Origin of the sequence: Persicobacter sp. CCB-QB2, from assembly GCF_001274635.1 — a bacterium.
Taxonomy (GTDB): domain Bacteria; phylum Bacteroidota; class Bacteroidia; order Cytophagales; family Cyclobacteriaceae; genus Persicobacter; species Persicobacter diffluens.
On sequence record NZ_LBGV01000001.1, the window covers coordinates 2,775,619 to 2,802,545 of the forward strand.

Genomic DNA, 26,927 nt, shown 5'->3' on the forward strand with positions numbered 1-26,927 from the left:
TCTTCTGATCTATTGAGCGGCAACGGTTTCCTCAGCAGCCTTTACTATTTCTCCCACCTGTTCCTCAAAGGTCAGGAAGGAGGTATCTACCACTTTTGCATCTTCCGGCTGCACCAAAGGACTTTCCGCTCGTGTGGTATCTATTCGGTCTCTCTTCCGAAGATTTTCGATAATCTCTTCCAGATTCACAATTTGCTTTTGTTCAAATAACTCCTTCTGCCTTCTCTCAGCACGAATGCGCACATCTGCTGTCATGAAAATCTTGAGCTCAGCATCCGGAAAAACCACCGAACCAATATCGCGTCCATCCATCACCACTCCTTTTTTCTTGCCCATCTTACGCTGCTGCTCGACCATCGCTTCACGAACCAATCCAATAGCGGCCACATCACTCACTGCATCGGAGATATACATCTTGCGGATCTCTTTTTCGACATTCGTTCCATTTAAAAAGGTTTCGTTCACCCCTTCTTGTTTATTGTATTTGAAACGAATATCAATAACCTTCAAAGCTTCTTTAATGCCCTTCGGGTCAGTTAGTGAAACATTATGTTCCTTGAAATATAGCGTCACCGATCGGTACATGGCACCTGTATCAATATACCCATAACCCAACTGAGCAGCTACCGCTTTAGCTGTTGAACTTTTCCCACAGGCGCTATAACCATCAATGGCGATTACTATTTTTTTACTCATATTTTTCCGCTGATCAACAAATGTTTAACAGTCCTTCATTGGACAGGGAATAGGCTTCCCTTTTTTGATTTGCTTCTTTTTGGGAGGATATTTCCGACCAGTAGAGCAAGAACTCAGGCCTGCCCCGCCAACGATCAACATTAAGCACAGACACATTGCCGTCTTCCAACGAACAGTTATCCTTTTTTTCTTCACTGATTTCGTATTTTATTTGGTAAAAAAATTCTCTCCCACTATTCCAAATCGCCTCCAAAGGTAACAAAGCTTTCCATAATTTCCCCCTAAAATTTTTATTCTCAAATCGTAACCTTTCAGAATGTTCAAATACGGTCAAACGGGACAGCCCTCAAAGTCGTTTTTACAATTAGCAGGAAGTAAGTAATCCCTCAAATAAGTTCTATTTAATATTTAAAATACGCATAAATTTACCAAAAACTACTGACAATGAACAAGAAAGAAAATGAAGGCTCCATGGAAAAACTCTTCCGAAATATTGGTAAAAAGATTGATGACCTGATCAACGAAGTACCGGTAGACAAACAAGAAGTGAAGGAAGAATGGAACAAAAGATCAGGCGAAATCAAGCGCAATCTCCATTTTTTAGAAATGAAAGTAGATGAATTTGCCATCGAGCACCAGTCCACCATTCAGGAAATAGAAGACAAAGTAAAAAGCACTACTGAAAAAATTAAAAAGGAGTTTTCCGACTTTAAATCGGGCAATGACAGAAAAAAAGAAAATTAAACGAAAAAGCGATCCGGTAAATAAAAGGAACGCCATCCATCAAAAACAATTATTATGAGTAACACCCTTCCCGTCAGGTATGCCAATAGTCAGGAAAAACAATGGGGACTATTCGCTCACCTCGGCACCCTTATCGGGCTATGCATCCCGCTAGCCAATATCCTGGTGCCGCTAATCATTTATCTCTCCAAAAGAGAAGAATCTAATTTTGTGGCCGAGCACGCCAAGGCCTCTTTCAACTTTCAGGTGTCGATGACCATCTTCCTGATCATCTCCGGATTACTTTCCTTCCTCATCATCGGCATTCCCTTTGTAATCCTTTTCGCCCTGATGACGGTGATCTGCTGCATCATCGCGGCTATTGATCTGGACAAAGGAAAGTTTTATCGCTACCCACTCACCATCCGATTTTTGGATTAAAACACGGGAAACCAACCATCCTTAGCCTTGATTTGGAGGAAGCATTCATTTCACTAAAGTCTTCCTCCAACAACACTCCCCCTCCCACTACGCCGTATGTCGTAATGGCCAATAATTTTGCACATAAAAAAACCGGGCTCAACCAAATAAACCCGGCGCTAAACCATCAATTTAAAAATAAACCAAAGTTTTAATTAACCTATTCTCAACCTATTAGAATTTCACTAAGCCATTGCCTGCAATTCCTTCGCGGCACTGGCTTTTTTATATTTTTGCACACCGTTGACAAAAGTGCTCATCACATTCATTTCCTCATCCAGCAACACAAAGTCTGCGGCATAGCCATTTTCAATCTTCCCGATTCCTTCCAGGCCTAAACTTTGCGCCTGATTCCAAGAGGTGGTTTTCACCAGCTCAGCCAAAGATAAACCAGTCACCGAACGCACCATTTTAAGTCCCTCATTGAACCGTAGGGTAGATCCGGCCAGGGAACCATTCTCCAGGCGGGCCACTCCGTCTTTCACCTCCACCTTCAACCCACCAAAGCTTCGCACACCATCTTCACACCAGGAAGCCGCCACTGAATCTGTAATCAGCATCAGGTCTTCCATTTTACGGCTTTTGAAAATCAGCTTGATCATATCCCGATTCAAATGCACCCCATCACAAATCAATTCCAATTTTACATCATCATCCAATAATCCGGCCCCAACCAATCCAATTTCGCGGTGATGCAAAGGTGTCATCTGATTACAAAAATGCGTTAAGTGTGTCATTCCTTTCTTCTTGGCCTGAAGGAAATCCATATAACTCGCATCCGTATGAGCCGCTGAAACCGTAATACCTGCATCCGTGGCAGATTTAGTGAATGGCAAAGCTCCTTCCGTCTCAATGGCCACAGAGACCACCGACACCGGATAAATATCATGCAAAGCTTTCAATTCCGACCAGTCCGACTTGCGAACGAAATCCGGATTCTGAGCCCCGGCACATTTTCGGTTGATAAAAGGCCCCTCAATATGCACTCCCGGTGTTTTCGCAAACTCCGCATCCTGTGCATACGCCTTCACCGCCTCCATTGATTTTTCCAGCACCTCATTGGGCGCGGTAATGGTCGTAGGCAAAAAGGTTGTTACCCCTTCTTTTAATTTAGTCTCTGCTATAGTTCGGATCGAATCCGCTGTACCATCGCACACATCCGCCCCACTAGCGCCATGAGTATGGATATCCACAAAACCCGGCATCAAAATTTGCCCGCGACCATCAATCACCTTTTCGGCAGCCGGAACCATTTGCCCCAAACGAATCACCGCCTGAATCAAACCATTCTCCACCAATACCGAGGCTCTGTTCAGATCCATTCCGGGAGAAACCACGCGCACATTTTGAATAAGTGTTCTCATGAACTAATTAATTACATTTGTTTATCAACACAATTCAAATATAGTGCTAAAAATTAAAAAAGGAAGTTAATTAAAAATATTTTTTAAAAATTAAAGCATTATTAATCAAAAACCGATTTAAAAGCCGATTTAAAAGCCGGAAATTAAGACCTTAAACCCAAATTATTCACCGCTCAATTTAGTAGCCCCCCTTAACCCAAATTATTCATCAACAGCTTGCGTAAATTACCGCAAACAACTTAAAACTAGCGTAATTTAATTTGGTTTCCGGATTTTTAAAGCTCTAATTGGGGCGTACTTGCTTCCTCCTCCCTCACCTGCTTCCGTGGAAAAAAACTGAAATAAGGAATTATTTCTTCCTTTCTCCCTCCTTGCAGCTAAACGAAGATTTAGGCATAAATTATCCGGCTTAACGAAAATCAACCTCTTAAAAAACCGCATCACCAACCATAAAATACCCTTAAAAACAAAAAAAGCTGGACCTAAATCGGATCCAACTCCATTAATAAATATTTTTTCACAATAAAATACGCTTCAATTCTACATCCATTTAAATAATTGTTTCATAAAAGATAATTTCCCACGATAAGGTGCATACCTAAAAGGCAAATCCAGCCAACTGCTTTTTTTCATCACCCCCTTCATATGACTAAAAGCCTCCACAGAATATGCTCCATGATAGCCCCCCATACCACTATGCCCGATCCCGCCAAAAGGCAGACTGCTCTCCGCTAAATGCGCCACGGCATCATTAATCGCACCTCCACCAAAAGCTCTTCTGCTCATTAAGCTCTCCGCAAAAGCTTTATCCTCCGAAAACACATATTGCGCCAGAGGATTAGGATACCGATCCAGCAAAGCATCCAGTTCTTCCGCCTTTTGATAAGTCAGCACCGGTAGAATCGGCCCAAAAATCTCCTCCTGCATCACCGCATCTTCCGTTGTGACATGATCCATGATTGTCGGCGCCAGGTATCGATCCGATGCTGTGTACTCTCCCCCCATCACCACCTTACGCTCATCCAGCATTTTTACCAAACGCTCAAAATGACGATCACTGACCATTCGTGGATAATCCGGACTTTTTGAAGGGTCTTTTCCATACATCTTCTCCACCTCGTCCATCATATGCCCCACCAAAGCATCCTTAATTTTTTCATCCGCCAAAATATAATCTGGTGCTACGCAGGTCTGACCTCCATTCACAAATTTGGCCCAAACAATTCTGCGCGCGGCAATGGCTAAATTGGCATCCGCCGCTACTATTGCAGGGCTTTTCCCTCCCAATTCCAAAACTACCGGAATCATCTTTTCACCTGCAGCGCGGGACACCAACCGCCCAACCGCCTCACTTCCGGTAAAAAAGATATGGTCCACTGGCTGGGCAAGTAAATGTGTTGACACTTTTACGCCTCCCTGCACCATTTTTACATATTTTTCCTCAAAAAGCTCCTCCAGCAATTTCTTCATCACCTTGCTACAGTTTGGAGTGTATTCTGAAGGTTTCACTATGGCGCAACAGCCTGCAGCAATAGCCCCCATCAGCGGCAATAAGGCCAGCTGAACAGGGTAATTCCAGGGTGCAATAATCAGGGATACGCCATAGGGGTGTGGGTGAATTTTTGTAGTAGCAGGGAAATTAGCCATACTGAACCTGCTCACCGTTCTTGGCCCTGCCCACTGCTTTAAATTCCTGATCATGTGCCTTACCTCCACTTGCAGCAGGCCAACCTCTGTAATGAAGCCTTCAAACTTTGACTTCCTAAAGTCAGCCTGCAATGCCTCCAGCATTTCGGACTCATATTGCTTCAGGCCCTTTGCCAGCTTCAGCAGTTGCCGCTTCCGAAATGAAAGCGAAAGCGTTTCCTGACTTTTAAAATAAGCTTTCTGCAATTGTAGGATCCGTTGAATTTCCTCTTCTGAGGTTTCAGAAAAAGTTGGAGTAATAGGTTCTTGCGTCATGGTCTGTTTGTTTATTTTGGAGAAAAAGAAACCATTGCGGATCCCTTTTCATTATTACGGCATAATAATATATAAAAACCCCGTCATGCTGTCGAGTTTCTTACAAAAACAGTCATAAATTCTTAATGATGATCAGTTTTTTTTCAATTTCTCAAAAACTACCTTAGCCCTCCTTATCCTTTTGATGTATACCTATGAGATTTTATCTTTCTTTTTCCCTCTTTTTAGTAATGTTCAATCATCCCTCTATTGCACAATTTGATTTTGAAGGCCATCGTGGTGCGCGGGGCCTGATGCCCGAAAATACCATTCCGGCCTTTATCAAAGCACTGGACCTGGGCGTCACTACTTTAGAGATGGACGTCGTCATCAGCAAAGACAAAAAAGTTGTGGTTTCGCACGACCCCTTCCTGAATCATGAAATCACCACCACCCCAGAGGGCAAAAGCATTCGCGAAAAGAATGAGGAGACTTATAATCTGTATGATATGAATTATAAGGAGATCAAAACTTTTGATGTAGGAAAGAAAAAGCACCCCCGATTCCCGAGACAGGAAAAACTGACGGTCTTTAAACCCCTATTATCGGAGGTCATCAAAGCAGCGGAACATCATGTAAAAGATACGGACCGCAATGAGGTCTATTATAACATCGAAATCAAAAGCCGGGAAGAATGGGATGACATTCACCACCCGAGAGTGGGCGAATATTGTGAATTAGTCGTTAAAGCAATTCAGGATTATTTACCCACGGAAAGAGTGATTCTGCAGAGTTTTGATGTCCGCGCTTTACAGTACCTGCATGAGTATTATCCCGAATTTACCCTTGCTTATCTGATCGAAAACAAAAAATCTGAAAAAGAGAATTTAGACAAATTGGGATTTCTGCCCGACGTTTACAGCCCTGAGCATATTCTTTTAAAGAAAAAAAACATTGAAGACCTCCATGAAATGGGCATGAAAGTAATTCCATGGACGGTCAACGAACGAAAAGACATGGAAGAACTGATTGAATGGGGAGTAGACGGCCTGATTTCAGACTATCCCGATTTACTGATGATCGTAGGAGAGGAGAAGCATTTGCAATAAAATAAAAAAAGGCCGCCCTCAACAGGACGGCCTTTTTTAGGGTTTATTTTCTTAAAATGTAGAAAAGATCCAGTGCCTCATCCGCATTTTTCACCTCCAAATAATCCTCATGTCGGATAGACATCACCAAATCATCTGAAGCGGTTTTCAGTTTATTGCGATTTCTTCGATTCATAAAATCATAAGGAATGCGTAGCAACCAGGCAGGCAAACGATATTGCAAATTCAATACATCGTACTTCATAACGGCCTCCACCGATTTCTTATTACGGTGATAGTATTCCCATACCTTATCATTTCCGCCAATACCATTGGCCTCCACCTGATCAAAATACCTGCCGGCCAAAGCCTTCAGTTCATCAGCGGTATACTCCCGCTCGTGCCATGGATTTCGGCTCAGCGTTTTCTTAATATTCGGCGTTGAAATAATCGCTACACCTCCTTTTTTCAATACCCGATGGATTTCTTTTAGAAATAAAGCATCATCGGCAATGTGCTCAATCACCTGAAAAGACACCACGGTATCAAAGCTCTCATCTGCAAAATCCTGGAAAGGAGGCACTACTGCCTGACGGAAATCCACTTCCGGATGCTCCGCTTTCAGCTTGTCAACCACTTCGGGAATTTTATCTATAGCCGTGTAGGACTCACTCTTAGGTGCCAGCAAGTGCACCCCTCTGCCTTCCCCACAACCCACTTCCAACAACTTTCCCTTCACATAAGGAGCTGCGGCATAATAGGCTTTTAATAATCGCTGATGGATAGGATTATCAGAAGGAATCTGATCAGAAGCGATTTCTGTGGTATATACACTCATTTAATTTCTAATCTATAATAAAAAATGATCCGCCCAACGAGCTTACCAATTTTTCGTTTATCTTAACAACACAAATATAGCCATTTCCGTGAACTGCAAAGGCTGGGGAGATATAAATGATTGAAGAAGGGAGACTTTTCACCGAAATTTTATTTTTGTACTTAAATTCCCGACTTTCTCAAAATCATCCAAAATGAATTTTGCCTGCTATCGATTTTTCATCCTTACCTTCTTTTTCTTTTCCCTTCCGGAATCGTTCGCGCTGGCTCAATTGCCTTTCAATGAATACAACCAATCCTATAATTACAATCCCAACGCGCTTACCAACTTCCGACACTTTGTATTTCGGGATGAGGAAGGTTATAAGGTTATTCTAAATATCAAATACCGGTCGCAGGAAAATGTGGTGGACGAATGCCGGCTGACGTATTTCTTTGTCAACTCCTATAATTCACTGGACAAGTCCGGTGCCACAGGGGTAAATTATGATAATTTTAAAAAGCGCGATGGAGAAAACAATTACTTCATCATCCCGCTATCCCCAAAGGTAGACACCAAGGATATCATGATTCTGAAGATGGCGACGAATAACGGAGATTTCGTGTTTTATCATGATATTCCTTTATACGATGCCGTTGATTTCATCCCACAGGATGGAGAGGAGCCCTTCTGGGCCGTAACGGCCAATTACATCCCCTTAACTGCCTTGAATGTAAAAGCCACTGGAGCAGAACAGAAAGTCACCATCCGCTATTGGGAACACAAATTCCTTCCTGCTTTGCCGCCCATGAGCAAAGCCTCCTCTCCAAAAGAATTACATTATACCGATACTTCTTTCAATTCCGGCACCATCATCCCCATTGATAAGACCGGCACCTACTTTGTTTCCACACAGCCCGAAAGCAAAAAAGGCTGGGTATTCCGGAAAGAGGGCACATACTTTCCGGAAATTAAAGAAATGAACGAGCTCGGCCCTCCACTGCGCTATATTTCCACTAATGAGGAATATCAGGACTTGCTTACCCATTCGGATTTGAGACAAGCCTTTGAGCAGTTTTGGCTGGAAAACAGCCGGTCTCCGAAAAGAGCACGCGCCACCATCAAGCGCTATTACGGACAGGTGACTAATGCCAACATCCTTTTCACCACTTACAAGCAAGGCTGGAAGACCGACCGCGGCATGGTCTATATTGTTTTTGGCAAGCCGGATCAGGTGTATCGGGACCAATCAGAGGAGATCTGGATCTATGGAAAAGATGAGCTGGAGCAGGTGAAATTCACCTTCAACAAAAATCAGGATTTTTACCATAAAGGGTTTTACCTGCTGAAACGTTCCAAAAAATATCAGGACAGCTGGTACCGACAGGTAGACCTTTGGCGTAAGGGCCTTAAGGGCATTTAGCGCGTTTTTCAGGTCCATTCATCCGAAGCAAATTTCGATAACGGAGTGTAAGGCTTTTTTATAATCATCAGGCAAGGCGATTTAAACGGATTATTCCTGCTTAAATCTTCCTTTAGCTGCAAGGCGGGAAAAATGAAGGAAAAGGTCTCCATATTAATTTTCTTCTAACGCAGCAGAGGAATAAGGAGAAAGCAAGCTTGCCCAAAATTATGGTGATTAATCTGTCAGCAACCAAAGATTAAGCGACTAATAATGGGCTATTTAAAACGAACCGAAAAAGCTAGCGGTGAATCATTCGGCTTTAGCCTGAGCTTGCTACCTACTCTTTAACGCTTCAATCCCATTAGTACCAAAAGGCATTTTTGTAATTTCCCTATTTAAAGTCAGGGCCAGCGAACAATTCCTAAAACTATTCAGCTATCTTTGCAGCGGAGAAGGGCAAGCCGGGAATTTTTGCATTATTCTTGCAGGCAGAGGCTTACCTTCCAAAAGAAAGCTAGTGATTTATGGAAAGAACGTTCCGCGGAAACTTCCGCAAAAAACCGCAAACGGCGGATATGATTTTTGGCACAAGAGCCGTTATCGAAGCCATTCGGGCTGGAAAAGAAATCGACAGACTGTATATCCAAAAAGGGCTGAATAACGAATTGACGAAAGAGTTGGTAGACACTGCCATTGAATTTCGCCTTCCGATCAGCAAGGTTCCGGTTGAAAAACTGAACCGGATTACCCGCAAAAATCATCAGGGAGCAATTGCTTACCTTTCTGCGGTAACCTACCAGTCTTTGGACAATATTATCAGCGAGTGTTATGCTAAAGGAAAAGATCCTTTCATTCTGATGCTGGACCGCGTGACCGATGTCCGCAACTTCGGGGCCATTTGCCGTACAGCGGAATGTGCAGGGGTAGATGCGATCGTTATTCCTTCCAAGGGAGCTGCGCAAATTAATGCGGATGCTGTAAAAACTTCCGCCGGCGCATTAAACATCATCCCGGTAACGCGTCAGGATTACCTGAAGGACACCATTACGTATTTACAGGAAAGTGGCATCAAGGTCGTAGCGGCCACAGAAAAGACAGATCAAATTTATACGGAGTTGGACTACAATCAACCGATTGCCATTTTAATGGGTTCTGAGGAAGATGGTGTTTCTCCTGAATACCTGAAACGCGCTGATGAAAAGGCTAAAATTCCGATTTTAGGAAAAATTGAATCTTTGAATGTATCCGTTGCAGCGGGCGTCATTATTTATGAAGCCGTTCGCCAAAAAGGAATAAAATAAAAAAAGGGAAGCCTGATGAGCTTCCCTTTTTTTTACCTGAACTATTTTACAGATACTCTTTGCCGGTTTTATTTTTCACCGCCTTGAAAATCTTCTTGTAGTTGCGTTCATTTCCTTTCTTCACCACCACCACTAACTTTTCTCTGACCGCCACCACATAGTTCTCCAGCCCTTCTGCTACTACCAGCGTCTCCGGATCTTCACTGACCACCATGGAATCCTCTACATCAAAGAGCATCGCATTGGCAAAAACGGTATTTCCTTCCTCTTTCTCCTGATTCAATTCATGGATGGTCTGGAAAGAACCTAAATCCGTCCACTCAAAATCACCCAGAATCACATCCACATTTCCGGCCTTCTCCATCAAGCCGTAATCAATAGAAATATTCTTGCAATGGGAATAGGCTTTTTGCAGGGACTTTCCTTCAGCGGTGGTAAAATAATCCCCCTTCATTTCCTCAAAAACATCTGCCAAATCCGGCAAATGCTTTCGCAATGCCCGGATAATCGCCTGCACATTCCAGATAAAAATACCTGAGTTCCAAACGTAATCCCCACTTTCCACAAAAAGTTCCGCCATTTCTTTGGAAGGCTTCTCCGTGAAAGTTTTCACTTTTTTGATGGTGGCTTCATCTCCATCCCGATATTGTAAATAACCATAAGAAGTCTCCGCCTTATGCGGACGTAAACCAATGGTCAACAACCGATCCTGATCAATAACCGATTCCAGACCGGTAAAAATACAGTTATGAAAAGCCTCCTCCTTGAAAATCGCATGATCAGAAGGAGAAACCACGATGCGGGCATTCGGATAGGCTGATGCAATTTTATAACAAGCATAAGCTATACAGGCCGCCGTATTTCTTCTATGAGGTTCCAGTAATAATTGATCCTGCCCGATTTCCGGCAATTGTTCCTGTACCAGCTCACGGTAATCCTCATGGGTCACCACAAAAATATTCTTTCGGGGGCAAATCGGTAAAAATCGATGATAGGTTTGCTGCAATAGTGATTTCCCTAAGCCGAAAACATCCATAAATTGCTTGGGACGGTCCGTTCGGCTAAAGGGCCAAAGCCTGCTACCAATACCTCCAGCCATGATCACCACGAAATTATTCTCACTATACATCCCGATTTATTTTATTATTATAACCTTTCTTTAATTTGTGAAATTTGTCATTTCAATTGCGCAATACGAATTTATGGTCTAAACACTTAAAAAAGAAATAAACTCCTTTTGTAGAAAGTTCAGAAAACGTAAATTCATATATTAATTAACTAATCCTGATAAGGTACAACGTCGATTACACAAATCTATTGGAAATTTTTCTCCAAACTACCTGTCAGTCTGCCTAGTGTAAAAATAGCGCATTTTAGGCAAAGATCTAATGATCTATTTCATTAGAATAATACAATAATTTTTATTAAATTAAATAGACAGCACATTGATTCCCCCCATCATGGTGTGCTTTCCATTTATTTACCAGAACAACAGCAGAAGGTCTTGAGTAAAATAACAGATAAATTAAAGGATGTCTTTGGATACGATCAATTCAGAGGTAACCAGGAAGCCATTATCGAAAATTTACTGGCAGGGAATCACACCTTCGTGATTATGCCTACCGGGGCCGGTAAATCCATGTGTTATCAATTACCGGCACTCCTGATGGAGGGGACGGCAATTGTCATTTCTCCATTGATTGCCCTGATGAAAAATCAGGTAGATCAGCTAAGGGCATTGGGGATAGACGCCTACATGCTCAACTCTACCCTGACCAAGGGCGAGATGACCCGGGTAAAGAAAAAAGTATTGGCCGGAGAAGCACAGCTCCTCTATGTAGCGCCGGAATCCCTCACAAAAGAGGAGAATGTCGAGTTTTTGAAACAGGCCAAAATTTCTTTTGTCGCCATTGATGAAGCACACTGTATCTCGGAGTGGGGACATGATTTCCGCCCTGAGTACAGAAGAATCCGCTCGATCATTTCCCAGTTTGGAGATCTGCCTATTATTGCCCTTACTGCAACGGCGACTCCAAAGGTACAGCTGGATATTCAGCGCAACCTGGGATTAGAAGATGCCAAACTTTATAAGTCTTCCTTTAATCGGGAAAACCTGTATTACGAAGTTCGTCCCAAGAAAAATATTGACAAGCAGTTGATAAAATTCATCCTGGACCGCAAGGGACAGGCCGGCATCATCTACTGCCTGAGCCGAAAGAAAGTGGAAGAAGTCGCCAACCTCCTGAAGGTAAACGGCGTAAAGGCGGCCCCTTATCATGCCGGACTGGAAGCCGGGCTTCGGGTGAAAAACCAGGACGACTTCCTGAATGAAGAGCTGGAAGTGATTGTGGCCACCATTGCCTTCGGCATGGGGATTGATAAGCCGGATGTGCGCTTTGTTATTCACTATGATGCCCCAAAATCTTTGGAAGGCTACTATCAGGAAACAGGTCGGGCGGGCCGGGATGGGCTGAATGGTCACTGTTTGCTTTTCTACAGCTATAATGACATTGTCAAGCTGGAAAAATTCAATAAAGATAAGCCGGTTACAGAGCGCGAAAACGCCAAAATGCTTTTGGAAGAAGTCGCCTCCTTTTCGGAGTCCGCCGTTTGCCGAAGGAAGCAATTACTCCATTATTTTGGAGAGCACCGCGAGAAGGATTGTGGTTTCTGCGATAATTGTAAGAACCCCAAGGAACGCTTTAACGCTCAAAAAGAAATAGTCATTGCGCTTAAAACCTGCCTGTTGACCAAAGAACGATTCGGCATTAACCACCTGGTTAATGTAGTTCGAGGCTCACAAAACCAGTATGTGATGAGCTATGAGCACAATGAACTGGAAGTGTACGGACTCGGAAAGGGAGATACCGATGAGGACTGGAAAAGCATTTTCCGTGCGGCGATGATCAACCAATTCCTGGAAAAGGATATTGATAATTATGGGGTGCTGAAAATGACCGATGCCGGAAAAGCCTTCATCGAAAATCCGCATGAGGTATTGGTCCCTAAAGGCCATGACTACCGCAATATGCCGGAGGAAGACGAGGTGCCAGCCATCACCACCAAATCCTATGATAAGGTGCTGTTTGGGCAGCTTTTGGCCTTGAGAAAAGAAGTTGCCAAGCGGAAAAAGGTTCCCCCTTATGTCGTTTTCTCTGAGCCTTCATTGGAAGAGATGGCCATTACCTATCCCTGCACCATGGAAGGCATGTTGCAAATTCAGGGTGTTGGCCAAGGAAAGGCCGCTAAATTCGGAAAGCCATTCATCGAGCTCATCAATAAATATGTTAGTGAAAATGACATTGAAACTGCTGATGAGATTACTGTAAAAACCGCTGGTGACCGTTCCAAGGATAAAATCTTCATTATTCAGCAAATTGACCGCAAGGTGAATCTGGATGAGTTGGCAGAAGGCCGAAACTGGGATTTTTTCCAGCTACTGGAAGAAATGGAACATATCTGTTTTTCCGGCACTAAACTGAATATCGACTATTTTTTAGAAGATATTATGGATGAGGAAATGCAGGACGAGCTGAGAGATTATTTCATGGCGGCCGAAACAGACGATATTGAAGAAGCATTGGACGAATTAGGCGAAGACTTTGCTGAGGACGAAATCCGATTGATGCGCATCAAAATCTATTCGGATTTAGCCAACTAACACTAGAATTCTTACATTAAGGCGTTTATCTTTTCCAGGCTGCGAGAGAACCAATCGCAAGGCCATACGGATCTAAAGGTAAACGCTTTTTTTGTGAACCTATATCAACAAAAATGAAAATACTTATCACTGGAGCAAATGGTCTCCTAGGGCAAAAACTGGTAGGCCTACTGGCTGAAAAGGAAGTGGAAATCATCGCCACTGGTAAAGGGAACAGCCGCCTGCCCAATTCGGATACCTTTACCTATGTAACCATGGACATTTGCAATGCCAAGGAGGTAATGGAAACCATTAAAACTCATCAGCCTGATGTGATTGTCAATACTGCGGCCATGACACAGGTGGATCAATGCGAAACCGAAAAGGAAGCCTGCTGGGATTTAAATGTGAATGCCGTCGAACACCTGATTAAAGCTTCGGAAGCAAACAATGCTTTTCTTCTGCATCTTTCTACTGATTTCATTTTTGACGGAGCCGATGGTCCTTATGATGAAGAAGCTTCCGCCAATCCGTTAAGTTATTATGGAGAGAGCAAATTGGCCGCGGAAGAGCTGTTACAGAAAAGTAACATCCGTTGGGCCATTGCCAGAACCGTTCTGGTTTATGGCATTGCCCATGATATGAGCCGCTCCAACATCATCCTTTGGGTAAAAAACTCCATAGAACAGGGTAAAGACCTGAAGATCGTGGATGATCAATGGAGGACGCCAACCCTGGCAGAAGATTTAGCGATGGGCTGCTGGTTGATTGCCGAAAAGCAAGCGGAAGGTATTTTCAATATATCCGGCAAAGACCTGCTAACCCCTTACGATATGGCCATGATGACCTGCGATTATTTCCAACTGGATAAATCCTACATTGAGAAAGTAGATGGCAGTATTTTCCAGCAAACCGCTAAGCGCCCGGCCAAAACCGGTTTTAACATCAATAAAGCAAGAGAGATTTTGGGCTATGAGCCGCACAGCTTTGAGGAGGGCATCAAAATCCTACATGAGCAGATAAGTAATCGAAAAGGGTAGGAGGAATTCGCTTATTTTCATCACCATACCGTAAGCAGATAGTTGAAGACCATACAAGCTTAACTGAAGGCTATTTCCCTAACATTTCCCACCCCAAATAAGGGTAATGACATAAAACCCCAAATAACTATTCGGGACAAAAAAGGCCCTCAATTTCGATTGGGGCCTTTTTAATTCTTAGGCGCTAAGTTGAAATGCGACAAATTTTTTGGCTAAAAACAATTGGAAACATTATCCCGTTGACGAAACATGGAACAAGAACTAATCCTTTCGGATAAAGAACTCCTTGGAAGACTTAAAACTGCCATTACTTCTATTCAATCAAATTTAGAGGTTTTGGTCTATGGACCTTTTATCCACAATAAGCCTAACCCTGAGAATGAGCTACATTTGATCATATTATTGGATAAGGAAAAAATAAGCTTAAAAAAAGAACTGGAAATCAGTAAGCCTCTTTTTGATTTGGGCATTTACCATGGCTTTTTGATCAGACCCCTTTTTCTTTCCAAAAAATCATGGGAACGCATTTCAAAAGAACAGCCGGAACTTTACAATATAAAGAAAGGAGCGTTAGTCATATAACCTTTATTTGCATCATGCCCAACAACTACCATTCCCCTAATTGCCGATACCGACTTTCCCGTTCTCAACTGATGCTTCAAGAGGTAAGTCTGCTTTTAAAGCATAACTTTTTCCTTTCTGCCATCAACAGAAGCTATTATGCTTGTTTTTATGCAGCCAGTGCCTATTTATTAAGTAAAGGAATCCAACCAAAATCACATAGCGGCATTGTCCGAAAACTTAACGAAATTCAGGCACAGCAAAAATGTTTCACACAAGACAACATCATTTTTTATAATTTCCTTGCCAACAAACGAAATCAGGCGGACTACCAGGATTTTTTTAATATTTACAAAGAAGGAACGGAAATCATTTATCAGGAAAGCGCACTCTTCATACAAGAGATGCTAGAATACTTCCGACAATAAAAAAGCCACTCCTCAAAGTGGCTTCCTCATTTCATCTAAAAGACAGTGCTTTAATTCAGTTTTTCAATAATCTCCGCAACACTCAATTTATCCTGCTCTCCAGTCTCCATATTCTTCAAAGTGTAAGCCCCATTGGCAATCTCCTCAGAGCCCACCATCAATACATATGGAATAGATTTCTTATTGGCATAGTTCATCTGCTTTTTCAGCTTGGCTGAGGAAGGGAAAATCTCAGATTTAATTCCCGCCTCACGGAATTGTGCCAGCAAGCCCAAACCATGCGTTTCTGATTCCTCATCAAAGTTCACAATCATCAGCTGGGTAGTGACCAAATTATCTTTTGGAAACAAATCCAACTCTTCCATTACATCATAAATACGATCCACGCCAAAAGAGAATCCAACGCCAGGTACATCCGGTAAGCCAAATACGCCGGTCAGGTTGTCATAGCGACCACCACCACTCACCGAGCCAATGGATACATTATTCACCTTAACCTCGAAGATCGCTCCGGTATAATAAGAAAGTCCTCGGGCCAAAGTTAAATCAAAATCCACATGGTGATCTTCTACCCCAAACTTTTTCAGGTAGGTGAAGATTTCCTCCAATTCTTCTACTCCTTTCGAACCATCTGCAGAAAGTGCCAAAAGCTCTTTGCTCTCGGCCAAAAGTTCCTCATTGCTGCCGGCCATCTTCAAAATAGGCTTGGCCTGCTCCACAGCATCTTCTGAGAACCCGCGTTCTGCCAATTCCTCCAACACCTTATCAAACCCGATTTTATCCAGCTTATCAATCGCTACACAAAAATCCGTCTCTTTCCCCGGGGCGCCGATGGTCTCTACAATACCGCTTAGAATTTTACGGTTATTCATTTTGATGGAATAATCTGTAATATTCAGGCCGGCGAATACTTTATTGATCATCTGGATGATTTCCGCCTCACAAATCAGGCTATCCGTCCCCACCACATCCGCATCACACTGAAAGAACTCTCTATAACGACCTTTCTGCGGACGATCCGCACGCCATACCGGCTGAATCTGATAACGTTTGAAAGGGAAAGTAATATCATTTCGATTCATGACCACATAACGGGCAAAGGGTACCGTTAGGTCATAACGCAAGCCTTTCTCGGCAATTTTCGGAAGTAAAGTCTTCGATCCTGCTTCGTAATCAGCCACCGATGTTTTCTTCAAATAATCACCGGAATTCAGCATTTTAAATATCAGCTGGTCTCCCTCATCACCATACTTTCCGGTTAATACGGAAAGGTTTTCCATGGTTGGAGTCTCCAACGGCATATAACCGAATTGTTCAAAAACAGATCTGATGATCGAAAAAATATAATTTCTGCGAACCATCTTTTCTGGTCCGAAATCTCTGGTTCCTTTAGGTATGGACGGTTTTTGTACTGCCATTGATGCTTATTGAAAATATGTCACGTAATTTTAGAGTGCAAAAATACAAAATGGGAAGCGATTAATAAGCGAATGACCGCTTTTTTCCGTTCCAACGCCCGTTGATTTTCAAGTTTTTGTGATTTTTTTTGGGGCGTTAATTAGTTTTTTAGTGACAATCCCTTAAATTTGCAGTCCGTTTGTAAGAATCATATAAAATCATAATAAATAAAGACATGGCAGTTACTAGACTAGTCCGTAAAGGAAAAAGAAACAAGGCGGTTGCTAAAAACCTTAACAAAGCTATTGCTCACGCATGTGCGAAGCCTGTTATCAAAAAAGTTGATGTAGAAGAATTGAAAAAACAATTCGAAGCATAAGATCAGTTTTTGATCTCTGTTAAAAAGCAGCATCCCGCAAAGGTGCTGCTTTTTTATTATCCTTTATTTCAGGGCTGAGCGCGCTCCCAATTCTATCACCTCCAACTTTTCCGGCCGCCCGGCATTTACTTCAAACCTCAGCAAAGTCCGGACTTTATGAAAGCCATGCCGACCTGCCGCTCCCGGATTCATGCATAACATATTCCCGAATTTTGGATCTGCCATCACCTTCAGAATATGAGAATGCCCACAAATAAACAGATCCGGCGCCCCTTGACTTTTTAATATATTTCTCACTCTGGCTGCATATTTTCCGGGATAACCACCGATATGCGTCATCCAGACTTTCAGGCCTTCTACCTCAAAAAATAAATCTTCGGGTAATTCCTGCCGTAATTTGCCGCCGTCAATATTCCCATAAACTGCCCGAAGGGGCTTAAAGTCCTCCAACTGCTCCAGCAATTCCCAATCCCCAATATCGCCTGCATGCCAAACCTCATCGCAATCCTTAAAATACTCAAACACACGCTCATCCAAAAAACCATGAGTGTCTGACAATAGTCCTATTTTCATCTTTAATTTATCGTTTTATTCTAAATTACTAAAAGCATCATTTTTTTAAAAAAATCAATTTTACAGCATTCTACAGGATTATTAATAATTGACGAACAAAAAAGTCTTTGATAATTCAAAATTCCCCAAACGATCAAATTAAAAAACCTTTAAATTTTGATTTAAAGGCATATTCTATGGATTTTTGGCATCAACAAACCTTATGCGCAAATCATTTTAATTGATACAAAATTCAGTCTCTAAAATGACCTTTCAAGCTGACTAATGCCGAATTTCGCGCCATGAATACTTCTTTATGCTATGAATAAAGCGTCCAAAAATAATACAGCCCAGCTCATATTTGCCTGGGTGATGATTTGCTTCTTCAGTTTCTATCTATTTGCCAACCTTCCGGGCATGCCGGAAGAAGTTTTGGGCATGGGTTGGAAGAAGTTCCTCCGATGGGTCTTTGGCTTATTATTCAGCGCTGGTTCATTTACGATCTATTTTCGTGACGAACTATTCCGAAAAAAACAAAAAACAGATAAATCATAATTATGGACGTTGAACTACTATCGCGATTTCAATTCGCTTTCACGGCTTCCTTCCATTACCTTTTTCCTCCTTTCAGTATTGGGATGGGCCTCTTATTGGTCATTTTTGAATCCCTATACCTGATCACCGGCAAAGAAGTATGGGAGCGTATTACTCGTTTCTGGATTAAAGTATTTGCCGCCAACTTCTCCGTCGGGGTAGCCACCGGTATTGTACTGGAGTTTGAGTTTGGTACCAACTGGTCCACTTATGCGCGTTTTGTAGGAGATATTTTTGGCTCTCCTTTGGCTGCAGAGGGTATTTTTGCCTTCTTCCTGGAATCGGGCTTTTTAGCCATCCTGCTTTTTGGCTGGAACCGTGTAAGCAAACGCACGCACTTGTTCTCCACCATAATGGTATTCCTGGGATCTACCATGTCCGCTTTCTGGATTGTGGTTGCGAACTCCTGGCAACAGACGCCGGTCGCCTATAAACTGGAAACATTGGATGGTGTCACCAGAGCGGTAATTACCGACTTCTGGGGTATGGTCTTTAACCCATCGGCCATGCTTCGTTTTGAACACGTGGTCGTAGGAGCATTCCTTCAGGGAGCATTTCTGGTACTTTCCGTTTCGGCTTACTTTATTTTGAAAAAGCAATATGAAGAATTTGCCAAAAAATCATTCACCATTGCATTAATCGTTTCTACGATTGCGGCACTGGGACAATTAGCCATTGGGCACAGCCATGCCGAGCAGGTGGCAGAATATCAGCCGGCAAAATTAGCCGCTTATGAAGGCCTTTATGAAACCACGGAAAGAGCGCCGCTTTACCTATTCGGATTTACCGATCCGGAAACGCAGGAAACCGTCGGCCTGGCCATCCCGGGCATGTTAAGCTTCCTGACGCATGGTGATCTGGATGCACCCGTAAAAGGCCTAAATGAATTCCCGAAAGAGGAATGGCCAAAGGCGGCGGCGGTATTCCAGACTTATCACATCATGGTAGGAATCGGTATGCTGCTCATCGGCTTGACTTTATTCTCTTGCTTCCTGCTTTACCGCAAGCAGCTCTTTAACCAGGATTGGCTGATGAAAGGCTATGTGGCTGCAGTCGTACTACCGGTAATCGCCAACCAATTGGGCTGGTTCTCCGCTGAAATGGGTCGACAGCCGTGGGTGGTGTACGGTTTATTAAAAACCAAGGATGCCGTATCAAAGAGTGTTACCGCTCCGGAGGTTTTAACTTCTTTGATCATGTTCATGATCGTTTACGCATTGCTTTTCTTCGTTTGGTTGTATGTTTTAGACCGTGAGATCAAACACGGACCGGGTGGGGAAGATCACGGTGTAGAAGCGGGATACTCCCACAAGGGTAAGAAAATTGAAGGATTAAAAGGGCTGTAAGGCGGCTCTGCTCATTAATAAATATCAAATTATTGCACTATGGATTATCATGTAGTATGGTACCTGTTGGTAGGAATTCTATTGATTGGGTACGCCATTCTGGATGGCTTTGATTTAGGGGTTGGCGCCTTGCATTTATTATCCAAGACGGATCATGACCGGAGAATCATGCTGAACTCCATTGGTCCGGTATGGGATGGGAATGAGGTTTGGCTGATTACTGCCGGAGGAGCCCTTTTTGCCGCTTTCCCAGAAGTTTACGCCACCGCCTTCTCCTCATTTTATCTGGCTTTAATGTTTGTACTGGTCGCCCTGATATTCCGGGCGGTCTCCATCGAGTTCCGCTCCAAAGAAGAAAATACCACCTGGCGTAAAACCTGGGATTTTAATTTCTTTATTGGTTCCGTAATCGCTGCGGTAGTTTTTGGGGTAGCGATTGGAAATATTATCATGGGCATTGAAATTGGCCCGGACAAGGAGTACCATGGAACTTTCCTGGCCTTGTTTACGCCATATACCCTGATGACGGGCGTTTTCAATTTGGTGATGTTTACCATGCATGGTGGAGTTTACCTGTTGATCAAAACAGAGGGAAAATTACAAGCCGATATGAAGCGTTACACGATGAATGCTTATTTCGTTTTCGTCACCCTTTTTGTGGTCCTCACCGGTATGACCCTTTATTTAAAACCGGAAATGTTGGCTAACTTCTCTTTTGGAAAAGTGGCAGCCACTAACCCTCAACACCATCTGATCAAGGATTACCAGACCATTGTCTCCGTATTTGCCTGGTTGGTGATTGGCTTAAATGTCTTGTCCATCATGAACATTCCGAGAACCATTGTAAAAGGGAAATACCATCAGGCTTTTATTTCCAGTTCTTGTACCATTGCGGCACTGATCATGCTTTTCGCTTTGGGTGTATTCCCGAACCTGGTCGTAGCCAATGATCCTGCCAACAGCCTGAATATTTACAATTCAGCCTCTTCGGAATATACACTAGAAACCATGTTTAAAGTCGCCATTTTCGGTATGCCTTTCGTCGGAATTTATACTTCCCTTATTTATTGGACTTATAAGGGCAAGACCAAAATTGATGACCAGAGTTATTAATAATATTTTATAACGTTTAAAAAGACCGGTGCTTCCGGTCTTTTTTTTATCCCATCAACACCTAACAGTCAACCAAACCCCACCAACACCCCAAATTGGTAAATTAAAGCATGGTTGGTATTTATTTCATAAACCTATCCTCAGTAAATTTAATCTCCCCCAACAGACACATTCAAACACACTTATAAAAAGAGAAATAAAAATCACTGACATTACTATTTATTGATAATATTTTATTTATTCGAACCTTCAATTAACCTAACTCAATTTAAAAAGATGAAATTATCAAGCACCTCATTATTAAGGTGGGAAAGTCTACTTCTTCTGATCACCCTGTTTGCCGCCTGTTCCTCTGAAGATGATCATGACATCAACAGCCCTTGCTCCGACCCTTCGGAACACATTTACCAGGAAGTAGATGGGATCATCACTGTTGAAATGGAAAACACTACCATTGGGGAAGGATGGGGATTAAAAACAGAAAGCCCTGATTTTACAGGAAAGGGCTATTTGCAGTGGGAAGGTGAAACGGCTTACAATAATCCGGGAAATGGCCTTTTAACCTACCGGATACAAGTAAACACTCCCGGAACCTATCGATTCCTTTGGCGGGGTAGAATCAACGAAGGGAACTCCGGTTCTGACGCCAATGATGCCTGGCTTAGAATGGCAGATGCCACGGATTTCTTCGGCTATAAAGCCAAGAATGGTTCTTACGTCTACCCCAAAGACTCTGGCAAAACCCCTAACCCAAATGGGTCCGGAAAAGAGGGATGGTTTAAGATCTACCTCAATAAACTGAATGAGTGGGCATGGATTTCCAATACCTCTGATAACGATGCCCATGCGGTATTTGCCACTTTTGAAAAAGCCGGGATCTATACCGTGGAAATTTCCGGCCGATCAAAAGGTTTTGCCATTGACCGCTTCAGTCTCTTCCATGAAAATGTGAATGAAGCAGATGCTACCGACGCTATTCTCAATCCCTCCATCACTTGCCAGTAGAAATTTCAAGCCGGAAATACTTCCGGCTTTTGTTATCACCACAGGGCTTTTTCATAAAAAGATAAATCAGCCATTCAACACCTTATATTTAATTATCAATCGTTTCTTTTTCATTTTTTCTTGATAAAAAACGAAACAAAAAAATCAAGGCTTGTGATCAATGTCGGCGGGACAAAGAACCTGCTGACGGAATCCATCAAGGCGACATTTCGAGCAGGCAGGAGTCTGGTAAAATAGGGCTAAAATGTCGCTGTGATGCCTTCTTATCGCCAGCAGAACCTTTGTCTTTCCGCCCATTGATCAAGGCCGGTTGTTGATGTGGAAAATTTTATACTATTAAGTTAATACCCTAAAAGATAGTAATCTAACTCATAAACAAGCGCTCAAATCAATTAGACCCTCATTGGGAACTAGATCTTTCATATTATTTGTAGTTTTATGAAAAAACCGTGATTATCATCAACCATCCAACGAAATCCTTAAATTGCAGTCAATACAAAATACGTTAATATGGATTTATCTCGTAGACCAAGGAGAAACCGTAAGTCGGATGCCGTACGCCAAATGGTAGCGGAGACGCAGGTGAATACTTCAGATCTTATTTTCCCCCTCTTCCTGATTGAAGGAAGTAATAAAAAGGAAGAAGTGGCTTCAATGCCCGGCATCTACCGATGGTCACAAGACCTGTTGTACAAAGAAATTGAAGAATGCATGAATTTGGGCGTTCGCAGTTTTGATGTTTTCCCTTCCCTTTCCGAGGACAAAAAAGATAAGATGGCTACGGAAGGATTAAATCCTGAAGGTATTTACATCCAGACCCTGGCCGGTATTAAAGCGCGATTTCCGGAATGCTGCCTGATGACTGACGTGGCCATGGACCCTTATTCTTCGGACGGACACGATGGCATTGTTGAAAATGGACAAATCCTGAATGATGAGACCCTGGAGGTTTTAGGTAAAATGGCCGTGGTGCAAGCACAAGCCGGAGCAGATATCATTGGCCCCTCAGATATGATGGATGGCCGTGTGGCGCATATTCGTGCGGCTTTGGATGCAGCAGGATTCACCAACACCAGCATCATGTCTTATACGGCCAAATATGCTTCTGCCTATTACGGTCCTTTCCGTGATGCTTTGGATTCTGCACCAAAATTCGGTGATAAAAAAACCTACCAAATGGATCCGGCCAATCGTAAGGAAGCGATTCTGGAAGGAGAGCTGGATTTTCAGGAAGGGGCAGATTTCCTAATGGTGAAACCGGCATTGGCTTATTTGGATGTTATTCGCACCTTAAAAGATAACTTCGATATTCCGATCTCATGCTATAATGTCAGTGGCGAATATGCCATGGTCAAAGCGGCTGCAGAAAAAGGCTGGTTAGACGGTGAACGCATTATGCTGGAGACCTTATTATCCATGAAGCGTGCCGGAGCAGATATTATCCTGACCTATCACGCCAAGGAATTTGCCGAATGGCAAAAAAACAACCGATAATTGAAGATAAAAATAAAGCCTGTCCGAGTAGACAGGCTTTATTTTTTTTACCAATTATTTCGTTTAGCTCAATTATTCAAGTTTATGCCGGATTATTGATGTTTAAATCCTCACTTAGCCCAGGACGAAAAAAATGTAGGAGTTTTTCCTATTTCAAGTTTATTCCAGGGAAGCTGACGAAATGAGGAGCAAGCAAGCTCACCCCAATTCGGACGATTTAACTATCAGTAAAACCACTCAAAACAAATTAAAAATTGAGCGATTACTTCTTCTTTAGATAATCCAGTGGCAAATATTTCGGTTTAAATGCTCATTGAGCTAAATATTTTCTTGAACTTCTGATCCATCAAGCTCAAAACTAAACCACTTAAAGCTAATAAAAAAGCCCCCATGATTATGTCCTGGCTTTGGTATAGAGCACTCATCTCCAAGGCCCAATTCATCCAAAAGCTATCTGCCGCAGTGGATACCGATTGAGCAGGCGCCATCATCAACACAACACCGCCAAGGGCCAGCACCAAGACCAGCAACAACACCCATATACGCTTTGATATCAGTGGGCTATAATGCTTCATCGGCACGACCATCGCAGGATGTTGCATATTATGCAAAACCCGCTGACTAAAATCAGAAGATAATCGTGGAGTAGATTTCAAGCCTGATATTAAATCCTTTTCCCAGTCTTTTTTATTATCTAACTCGCTCATAAGGCAAACATACTTTTTCGATTGGACAATTTTTCTTCCAGCTTTTTCCGGCTCCGGTGTAATCTCACCTTCACCAGATTCGGCTTAATATTCACCACCTCGGCAATTTCCTTCGTACTCATTTCCTCCAAATAATATAGGGAAATAATCACCCTTTCCTCTTCCGGTAGCTGGCTGATCGCCGCATGAACCTGCTCCTTTCGGTCTTCCTGCTCCATCATCTCAGCGGCATCAGGACCCTGTTGCCGATCCGGTAATTGATCCGTCACCCATTCCCATACGGACCGACGGGAATTTTGCCTGTTTTTACCCAGGGCCATATTATAAGCAATACGGTAAAGCCAGGTGGAAAACTTAGCCTCCCCCCGAAACTGATCCAGGGCTTCAAAGGCTTTCAAAAAACTATCCTGAGCTGCTTCTTCTGCATCGGCATGATTCAATAAAATCCGATAGCAGATTTGATACACCATCTCTTTATGATGATCAATCAAAAGCGTAGCCCGGCTATAGTTTCCCTGCCGTATTTGGTTCAATATGGTGTTTTCAGTATCAGTATTCAACATCTGTCCATTGGATGCGCTATCAGAAGCTGCGGTTACAGAAGTTAAGCATTTTTCTTGAAAAAATTTCCCCAACCCGGATTGACCATATTAACCCGAATTATTTATGCTTAAATCCTCGTTTAGCTGTAAGGCGAAAAAAATGTAGGAGTAGTTTCCTATTTCGAGTTTTTTCCAACGAAACAGAGGAATGAGGAGAAAGCAAGCTTGCCCACATTTGGGCCATTATAAATCAAAGAAAATAAATCACAATAAACTGAAAATAAGTCGCTTATGCTTAGTTAATGAATTTATCGTTAAATAATTGGGGTTAACTCCTTCATCAGGCTGATGAAAAAAAAAGGAATTTTTGTAACCATCCTTAACCAGCTGGCATCAAAAGGGCGAAAAACAGCAAAACAACATTTAAATTTAAAGCTATGAGTCCTTTATTAATTCCAATTTTAGTCCCGCTTTCCGCTTTTTTGATGGTTTTTGGCATCGTTTATATCCTGACCACCGCTCGGAATCGGGAACGTTTAGCCATGATTGAGAAGGGAATGGATCCCACAGACCTGATGAAAGGACCTGAAAGAAAAAATCGTTTTAGCTCCCTCAAAAATGCCTTATTGGCTTTGGGCGTAGGCCTGGGGGGAATTATTGGCTTCTTTATTCAGGGTGGACAGGATTTCTCCGATTTCCTCCAGTCTCCGGTCAATATCTTCCTGATGATTATTGGAGGTGGCTTAGGACTATTAACCTACTATTTCATAGCGAGCAAAATTGAGCAAAAAGAAAAAGAAGAGGATTCCTCTTCACCCTTTTAAAACCAATTACTTCAGAAAAAAGGCCTTCCCAATCCGGAAGGCCTTTTTTTCGAATAAATCTTCTTCTCTTTCCAGCTTCAAAATTGAGGCCTGATGCAGGATAAAATACTGCTCCTAATAATAACCGACCTCATTCGTGCCAGTAAAAGAGAAACAACTAAGCCGGATTATTTATGCCATAATCCTCGATTCTTCAAATTTTCCCTTCGAATTTTGACCATAAACACACTCTTATTGCCTGCAGTCACTCCATGGCTTCTTTCTACCAAAATAAACAAATTCAGAAAAATCATACAGCTTCCCCACAAACCCTACATTGAAGACAAAGCCCTAAAATTCAACACATAAGCCTTTACATCAAGCACAAAATGCTCCGTTCGATGACCTGTTGAGCTATTTAAGCTATTTTTCCAATTGGATTTTTCAAATTAAATGAGGAATGATTTCATACTTCCTTATCTAGAAATATCAAAACTACCTCATTAAAAATCAGGACATTAAATTTTACTTAAAATTGAACATTTTGAATAGCCTGACTAAAGGAGCTCTTAAAAATTATTTTGAATCTGTCAGAAAACGCAATCAAAAATTACCGAAACCTTCATTTTCAATGAATCTCACTTTTTTTTGGAAACTACGCAACAAAATTCTTTTGTACTATAAAGGAAACTAAATAAAAAAGGAGGTTCCCCGTAAATCTCACAACTCGTTTAACCACAAACAACTCACTCAAAACCAATACAATACAATTTAAAGAACTTTCTTACACCATGACAAATGCGCTTTTTTAACCAATTCCCCCTTACTATATTGCAATACAATCACAGGAAACTCACCCTCAACAAGAGGCTGAAACTTTACATTTTTCCTTGAGGAAAGCATAATAATTTTGTTCATTTAATCCCCCACTATCATGTACACTATTAAATATCAATCCCCAAAAGGCGTAGCTTTCCTAAAGCTCAAAGCAAGATCAAATTCCGATGCTGTGCGCGAGCTTTTTAGACTTCACCGGGTGGAACTCCACCGTGTTATTGAAGTAAGCCAGAAAAACTAAAAGTGACTCCAACAAAAAAAGCCGCTCTCTGTAATAAGAAAGCGGCTTTTTTGTTGCCCGACTAGGGCTCGAACCTAGACTCTTCTGAACCAAAATCAGACGTGTTGCCAGTTACACCATCGGGCAGGATAATATCCAAATATTGTAAGCTTTGTTGCCCGACTAGGGCTCGAACCTAGACTCTTCTGAACCAAAATCAGACGTGTTGCCAGTTACACCATCGGGCAGGATAATATCCAAATATGTAAGCTTTTGTTGCCCGACTAGGGCTCGAACCTAGACTCTTCTGAACCAAAATCAGACGTGTTGCCAGTTACACCATCGGGCAGGATATATCCAATTGTAAACTTTGTTGCCCGACTAGGGCTCGAACCTAGACTCTTCTGAACCAAAATCAGACGTGTTGCCAGTTACACCATCGGGCAGGATAAT

At 42.4% G+C, this 26,927-nt stretch carries 25 protein-coding genes and 4 tRNA genes; 16 read left to right on the top strand and 13 right to left on the bottom strand.

Translation table 11 applies throughout. The features are described from left to right. Positions 1 to 9: 9 nt before the first annotated feature. On the bottom strand, positions 10 to 696 hold the full coding sequence (gene cmk, locus NG22_RS12210) for a (d)CMP kinase (protein ID WP_053405984.1): 687 nt from the start codon (positions 694 to 696) through the stop codon (positions 10 to 12). Between the two features lie 444 nt (positions 697 to 1,140). On the opposite strand from cmk, the gene NG22_RS12220 reads away from it, so the two are divergent. After that, positions 1,141 to 1,440 (top strand): hypothetical protein, encoded by a 300-nt coding sequence (locus NG22_RS12220; RefSeq protein ID WP_053405986.1) that lies wholly within the window; start codon positions 1,141 to 1,143, stop codon positions 1,438 to 1,440. Positions 1,441 to 1,494: 54 nt separating this feature from the next. Beyond that, a complete protein-coding gene (locus NG22_RS12225; protein ID WP_053405987.1) occupies positions 1,495 to 1,860 on the top strand; it encodes a DUF4870 domain-containing protein in 366 nt (121 codons plus the stop codon). Between the two features lie 224 nt (positions 1,861 to 2,084). Here NG22_RS12225 and nagA read toward each other — a convergent pair whose 3' ends face one another. Then, positions 2,085 to 3,263, bottom strand: a complete 1,179-nt coding sequence (gene nagA / locus NG22_RS12230; protein WP_053405988.1) for an N-acetylglucosamine-6-phosphate deacetylase — start codon at positions 3,261 to 3,263, stop codon at positions 2,085 to 2,087. Positions 3,264 to 3,803: 540 nt separating this feature from the next. Next, the gene (locus NG22_RS12240; RefSeq protein ID WP_053405990.1) at positions 3,804 to 5,225 is read right to left on the bottom strand and encodes an aldehyde dehydrogenase family protein; all 1,422 of its coding nucleotides are present in this window, start codon (positions 5,223 to 5,225) and stop codon (positions 3,804 to 3,806) included. A 194-nt stretch (positions 5,226 to 5,419) separates the two neighbouring features. Here NG22_RS12240 and NG22_RS12245 point away from each other — a divergent pair, with 194 nt between their 5' ends. Further along, complete coding sequence (locus NG22_RS12245) at positions 5,420 to 6,313, top strand: glycerophosphodiester phosphodiesterase (protein ID WP_053405991.1); 894 nt, start codon at positions 5,420 to 5,422, stop codon at positions 6,311 to 6,313. Positions 6,314 to 6,356: 43 nt separating this feature from the next. On the opposite strand, the gene NG22_RS12250 is transcribed toward NG22_RS12245, so the two are convergent. Beyond that, a complete protein-coding gene (locus NG22_RS12250; RefSeq protein WP_053405992.1) occupies positions 6,357 to 7,130 on the bottom strand; it encodes a bifunctional 2-polyprenyl-6-hydroxyphenol methylase/3-demethylubiquinol 3-O-methyltransferase UbiG in 774 nt (257 codons plus the stop codon). Positions 7,131 to 7,323: 193 nt separating this feature from the next. Between NG22_RS12250 and NG22_RS12255 the strand changes: the two genes are divergently transcribed. Both NG22_RS12255 and rlmB read left to right on the top strand, forming a co-directional pair. Beyond that, positions 7,324 to 8,532: a GWxTD domain-containing protein gene (locus NG22_RS12255; RefSeq protein ID WP_053405993.1), complete on the top strand. Its 1,209-nt coding sequence runs from the start codon at positions 7,324 to 7,326 to the stop codon at positions 8,530 to 8,532. 506 nt (positions 8,533 to 9,038) lie between these two features. Beyond that, a complete protein-coding gene (rlmB, locus tag NG22_RS12260; RefSeq protein WP_053405994.1) occupies positions 9,039 to 9,815 on the top strand; it encodes a 23S rRNA (guanosine(2251)-2'-O)-methyltransferase RlmB in 777 nt (258 codons plus the stop codon). A 46-nt stretch (positions 9,816 to 9,861) separates the two neighbouring features. Here the strand turns inward: rlmB and NG22_RS12265 are convergent, their stop codons facing one another. Next, the gene (locus NG22_RS12265; RefSeq protein WP_053405995.1) at positions 9,862 to 10,944 is read right to left on the bottom strand and encodes a mannose-1-phosphate guanylyltransferase; all 1,083 of its coding nucleotides are present in this window, start codon (positions 10,942 to 10,944) and stop codon (positions 9,862 to 9,864) included. A gap of 336 nt (positions 10,945 to 11,280) precedes the next feature. Here NG22_RS12265 and recQ point away from each other — a divergent pair, with 336 nt between their 5' ends. The 4 genes from recQ (at position 11,281) to NG22_RS12285 (ending at position 15,484) form a co-directional block, all read left to right on the top strand. Further along, positions 11,281 to 13,476, top strand: coding sequence for a DNA helicase RecQ (recQ, locus tag NG22_RS12270; protein WP_301280967.1), 2,196 nt, complete (start codon positions 11,281 to 11,283; stop codon positions 13,474 to 13,476). 113 nt (positions 13,477 to 13,589) lie between these two features. Next, complete coding sequence (locus tag NG22_RS12275; protein ID WP_053405996.1) at positions 13,590 to 14,495, top strand: SDR family oxidoreductase; 906 nt, start codon at positions 13,590 to 13,592, stop codon at positions 14,493 to 14,495. Positions 14,496 to 14,744: 249 nt separating this feature from the next. Beyond that, positions 14,745 to 15,077 carry a hypothetical protein gene (locus tag NG22_RS12280; RefSeq protein WP_053405997.1) on the top strand — a complete coding sequence of 111 codons (333 nt, stop codon included), beginning with the start codon at positions 14,745 to 14,747 and terminating at the stop codon, positions 15,075 to 15,077. Between the two features lie 14 nt (positions 15,078 to 15,091). Next, positions 15,092 to 15,484, top strand: coding sequence for a HEPN domain-containing protein (locus NG22_RS12285; protein WP_172674376.1), 393 nt, complete (start codon positions 15,092 to 15,094; stop codon positions 15,482 to 15,484). A 50-nt stretch (positions 15,485 to 15,534) separates the two neighbouring features. Here NG22_RS12285 and hisS read toward each other — a convergent pair whose 3' ends face one another. Continuing rightward, complete coding sequence (gene hisS, locus NG22_RS12290; RefSeq protein WP_053405999.1) at positions 15,535 to 16,902, bottom strand: histidine--tRNA ligase; 1,368 nt, start codon at positions 16,900 to 16,902, stop codon at positions 15,535 to 15,537. Positions 16,903 to 17,117: 215 nt separating this feature from the next. Here hisS and NG22_RS17950 point away from each other — a divergent pair, with 215 nt between their 5' ends. After that, positions 17,118 to 17,261 carry a hypothetical protein gene (locus tag NG22_RS17950; protein WP_172674377.1) on the top strand — a complete coding sequence of 48 codons (144 nt, stop codon included), beginning with the start codon at positions 17,118 to 17,120 and terminating at the stop codon, positions 17,259 to 17,261. 63 nt (positions 17,262 to 17,324) lie between these two features. On the opposite strand, the gene NG22_RS12295 is transcribed toward NG22_RS17950, so the two are convergent. Then, a complete protein-coding gene (locus tag NG22_RS12295) occupies positions 17,325 to 17,834 on the bottom strand; it encodes a metallophosphoesterase (RefSeq protein WP_053406000.1) in 510 nt (169 codons plus the stop codon). Between the two features lie 300 nt (positions 17,835 to 18,134). Here NG22_RS12295 and NG22_RS12300 point away from each other — a divergent pair, with 300 nt between their 5' ends. From NG22_RS12300 to hemB, 5 genes are all read left to right on the top strand, one after another. Continuing rightward, entirely contained in the window at positions 18,135 to 18,368 is a 234-nt protein-coding gene (locus NG22_RS12300) for a hypothetical protein (RefSeq protein WP_053406001.1), read from the top strand. Positions 18,369 to 18,370: 2 nt separating this feature from the next. After that, positions 18,371 to 19,753: a cytochrome ubiquinol oxidase subunit I gene (locus NG22_RS12305; RefSeq protein ID WP_053406002.1), complete on the top strand. Its 1,383-nt coding sequence runs from the start codon at positions 18,371 to 18,373 to the stop codon at positions 19,751 to 19,753. A 39-nt stretch (positions 19,754 to 19,792) separates the two neighbouring features. Further along, positions 19,793 to 20,866, top strand: a complete 1,074-nt coding sequence (gene cydB / locus NG22_RS12310; protein WP_053406003.1) for a cytochrome d ubiquinol oxidase subunit II — start codon at positions 19,793 to 19,795, stop codon at positions 20,864 to 20,866. 276 nt (positions 20,867 to 21,142) lie between these two features. Beyond that, the gene (locus NG22_RS12315; RefSeq protein ID WP_053406004.1) at positions 21,143 to 21,871 is read left to right on the top strand and encodes a hypothetical protein; all 729 of its coding nucleotides are present in this window, start codon (positions 21,143 to 21,145) and stop codon (positions 21,869 to 21,871) included. 510 nt (positions 21,872 to 22,381) lie between these two features. Further along, positions 22,382 to 23,365 (top strand): porphobilinogen synthase, encoded by a 984-nt coding sequence (gene hemB, locus NG22_RS12320; RefSeq protein ID WP_053406005.1) that lies wholly within the window; start codon positions 22,382 to 22,384, stop codon positions 23,363 to 23,365. A 302-nt stretch (positions 23,366 to 23,667) separates the two neighbouring features. Here hemB and NG22_RS12325 read toward each other — a convergent pair whose 3' ends face one another. Together NG22_RS12325 and NG22_RS12330 are read right to left on the bottom strand one after the other, a co-directional pair. Further along, positions 23,668 to 24,072, bottom strand: coding sequence for a hypothetical protein (locus tag NG22_RS12325; protein WP_053406006.1), 405 nt, complete (start codon positions 24,070 to 24,072; stop codon positions 23,668 to 23,670). Continuing rightward, entirely contained in the window at positions 24,069 to 24,707 is a 639-nt protein-coding gene (locus NG22_RS12330; RefSeq protein ID WP_053406007.1) for an RNA polymerase sigma factor, read from the bottom strand. Before NG22_RS12330 ends, NG22_RS12325 begins: the two co-directional genes overlap by 4 nt. A gap of 344 nt (positions 24,708 to 25,051) precedes the next feature. On the opposite strand from NG22_RS12330, the gene NG22_RS12335 reads away from it, so the two are divergent. Continuing rightward, entirely contained in the window at positions 25,052 to 25,438 is a 387-nt protein-coding gene (locus NG22_RS12335; RefSeq protein ID WP_053406008.1) for a DUF6249 domain-containing protein, read from the top strand. A 1,110-nt stretch (positions 25,439 to 26,548) separates the two neighbouring features. Here NG22_RS12335 and NG22_RS12340 read toward each other — a convergent pair. From NG22_RS12340 to NG22_RS12355, 4 genes are all read right to left on the bottom strand, one after another. After that, positions 26,549 to 26,621: transfer RNA gene (locus tag NG22_RS12340), tRNA-Gln, on the bottom strand. 28 nt (positions 26,622 to 26,649) lie between these two features. Beyond that, a tRNA-Gln gene (locus tag NG22_RS12345) sits at positions 26,650 to 26,722 on the bottom strand. Positions 26,723 to 26,750: 28 nt separating this feature from the next. Beyond that, positions 26,751 to 26,823: transfer RNA gene (locus NG22_RS12350), tRNA-Gln, on the bottom strand. 24 nt (positions 26,824 to 26,847) lie between these two features. Continuing rightward, positions 26,848 to 26,920, bottom strand: a tRNA-Gln gene (locus NG22_RS12355). Positions 26,921 to 26,927: the final 7 nt, after the last annotated feature.

What these genes read in the sequence shown, in the direction of transcription:
- cmk (WP_053405984.1), bottom strand. Translation starts at nt 696, where the DNA reads ATGAGTAAAAAAATAGTAATCGCCATTGATGGTTATAGCGCCTGTGGG.
- NG22_RS12220 (WP_053405986.1), top strand. Translation starts at nt 1,141, where the DNA reads ATGAACAAGAAAGAAAATGAAGGCTCCATGGAAAAACTCTTCCGAAAT.
- NG22_RS12225 (WP_053405987.1), top strand. Translation starts at nt 1,495, where the DNA reads ATGAGTAACACCCTTCCCGTCAGGTATGCCAATAGTCAGGAAAAACAA.
- nagA (WP_053405988.1), bottom strand. Translation starts at nt 3,263, where the DNA reads ATGAGAACACTTATTCAAAATGTGCGCGTGGTTTCTCCCGGAATGGAT.
- NG22_RS12240 (WP_053405990.1), bottom strand. Translation starts at nt 5,225, where the DNA reads ATGACGCAAGAACCTATTACTCCAACTTTTTCTGAAACCTCAGAAGAG.
- NG22_RS12245 (WP_053405991.1), top strand. Translation starts at nt 5,420, where the DNA reads ATGAGATTTTATCTTTCTTTTTCCCTCTTTTTAGTAATGTTCAATCAT.
- NG22_RS12250 (WP_053405992.1), bottom strand. Translation starts at nt 7,130, where the DNA reads ATGAGTGTATATACCACAGAAATCGCTTCTGATCAGATTCCTTCTGAT.
- NG22_RS12255 (WP_053405993.1), top strand. Translation starts at nt 7,324, where the DNA reads ATGAATTTTGCCTGCTATCGATTTTTCATCCTTACCTTCTTTTTCTTT.
- rlmB (WP_053405994.1), top strand. Translation starts at nt 9,039, where the DNA reads ATGGAAAGAACGTTCCGCGGAAACTTCCGCAAAAAACCGCAAACGGCG.
- NG22_RS12265 (WP_053405995.1), bottom strand. Translation starts at nt 10,944, where the DNA reads ATGTATAGTGAGAATAATTTCGTGGTGATCATGGCTGGAGGTATTGGT.
- NG22_RS12275 (WP_053405996.1), top strand. Translation starts at nt 13,590, where the DNA reads ATGAAAATACTTATCACTGGAGCAAATGGTCTCCTAGGGCAAAAACTG.
- NG22_RS12280 (WP_053405997.1), top strand. Translation starts at nt 14,745, where the DNA reads ATGGAACAAGAACTAATCCTTTCGGATAAAGAACTCCTTGGAAGACTT.
- NG22_RS12285 (WP_172674376.1), top strand. Translation starts at nt 15,092, where the DNA reads ATGCCCAACAACTACCATTCCCCTAATTGCCGATACCGACTTTCCCGT.
- hisS (WP_053405999.1), bottom strand. Translation starts at nt 16,902, where the DNA reads ATGGCAGTACAAAAACCGTCCATACCTAAAGGAACCAGAGATTTCGGA.
- NG22_RS17950 (WP_172674377.1), top strand. Translation starts at nt 17,118, where the DNA reads ATGGCAGTTACTAGACTAGTCCGTAAAGGAAAAAGAAACAAGGCGGTT.
- NG22_RS12295 (WP_053406000.1), bottom strand. Translation starts at nt 17,834, where the DNA reads ATGAAAATAGGACTATTGTCAGACACTCATGGTTTTTTGGATGAGCGT.
- NG22_RS12300 (WP_053406001.1), top strand. Translation starts at nt 18,135, where the DNA reads ATGAATAAAGCGTCCAAAAATAATACAGCCCAGCTCATATTTGCCTGG.
- NG22_RS12305 (WP_053406002.1), top strand. Translation starts at nt 18,371, where the DNA reads ATGGACGTTGAACTACTATCGCGATTTCAATTCGCTTTCACGGCTTCC.
- cydB (WP_053406003.1), top strand. Translation starts at nt 19,793, where the DNA reads ATGGATTATCATGTAGTATGGTACCTGTTGGTAGGAATTCTATTGATT.
- NG22_RS12315 (WP_053406004.1), top strand. Translation starts at nt 21,143, where the DNA reads ATGAAATTATCAAGCACCTCATTATTAAGGTGGGAAAGTCTACTTCTT.
- hemB (WP_053406005.1), top strand. Translation starts at nt 22,382, where the DNA reads ATGGATTTATCTCGTAGACCAAGGAGAAACCGTAAGTCGGATGCCGTA.
- NG22_RS12325 (WP_053406006.1), bottom strand. Translation starts at nt 24,072, where the DNA reads ATGAGCGAGTTAGATAATAAAAAAGACTGGGAAAAGGATTTAATATCA.
- NG22_RS12335 (WP_053406008.1), top strand. Translation starts at nt 25,052, where the DNA reads ATGAGTCCTTTATTAATTCCAATTTTAGTCCCGCTTTCCGCTTTTTTG.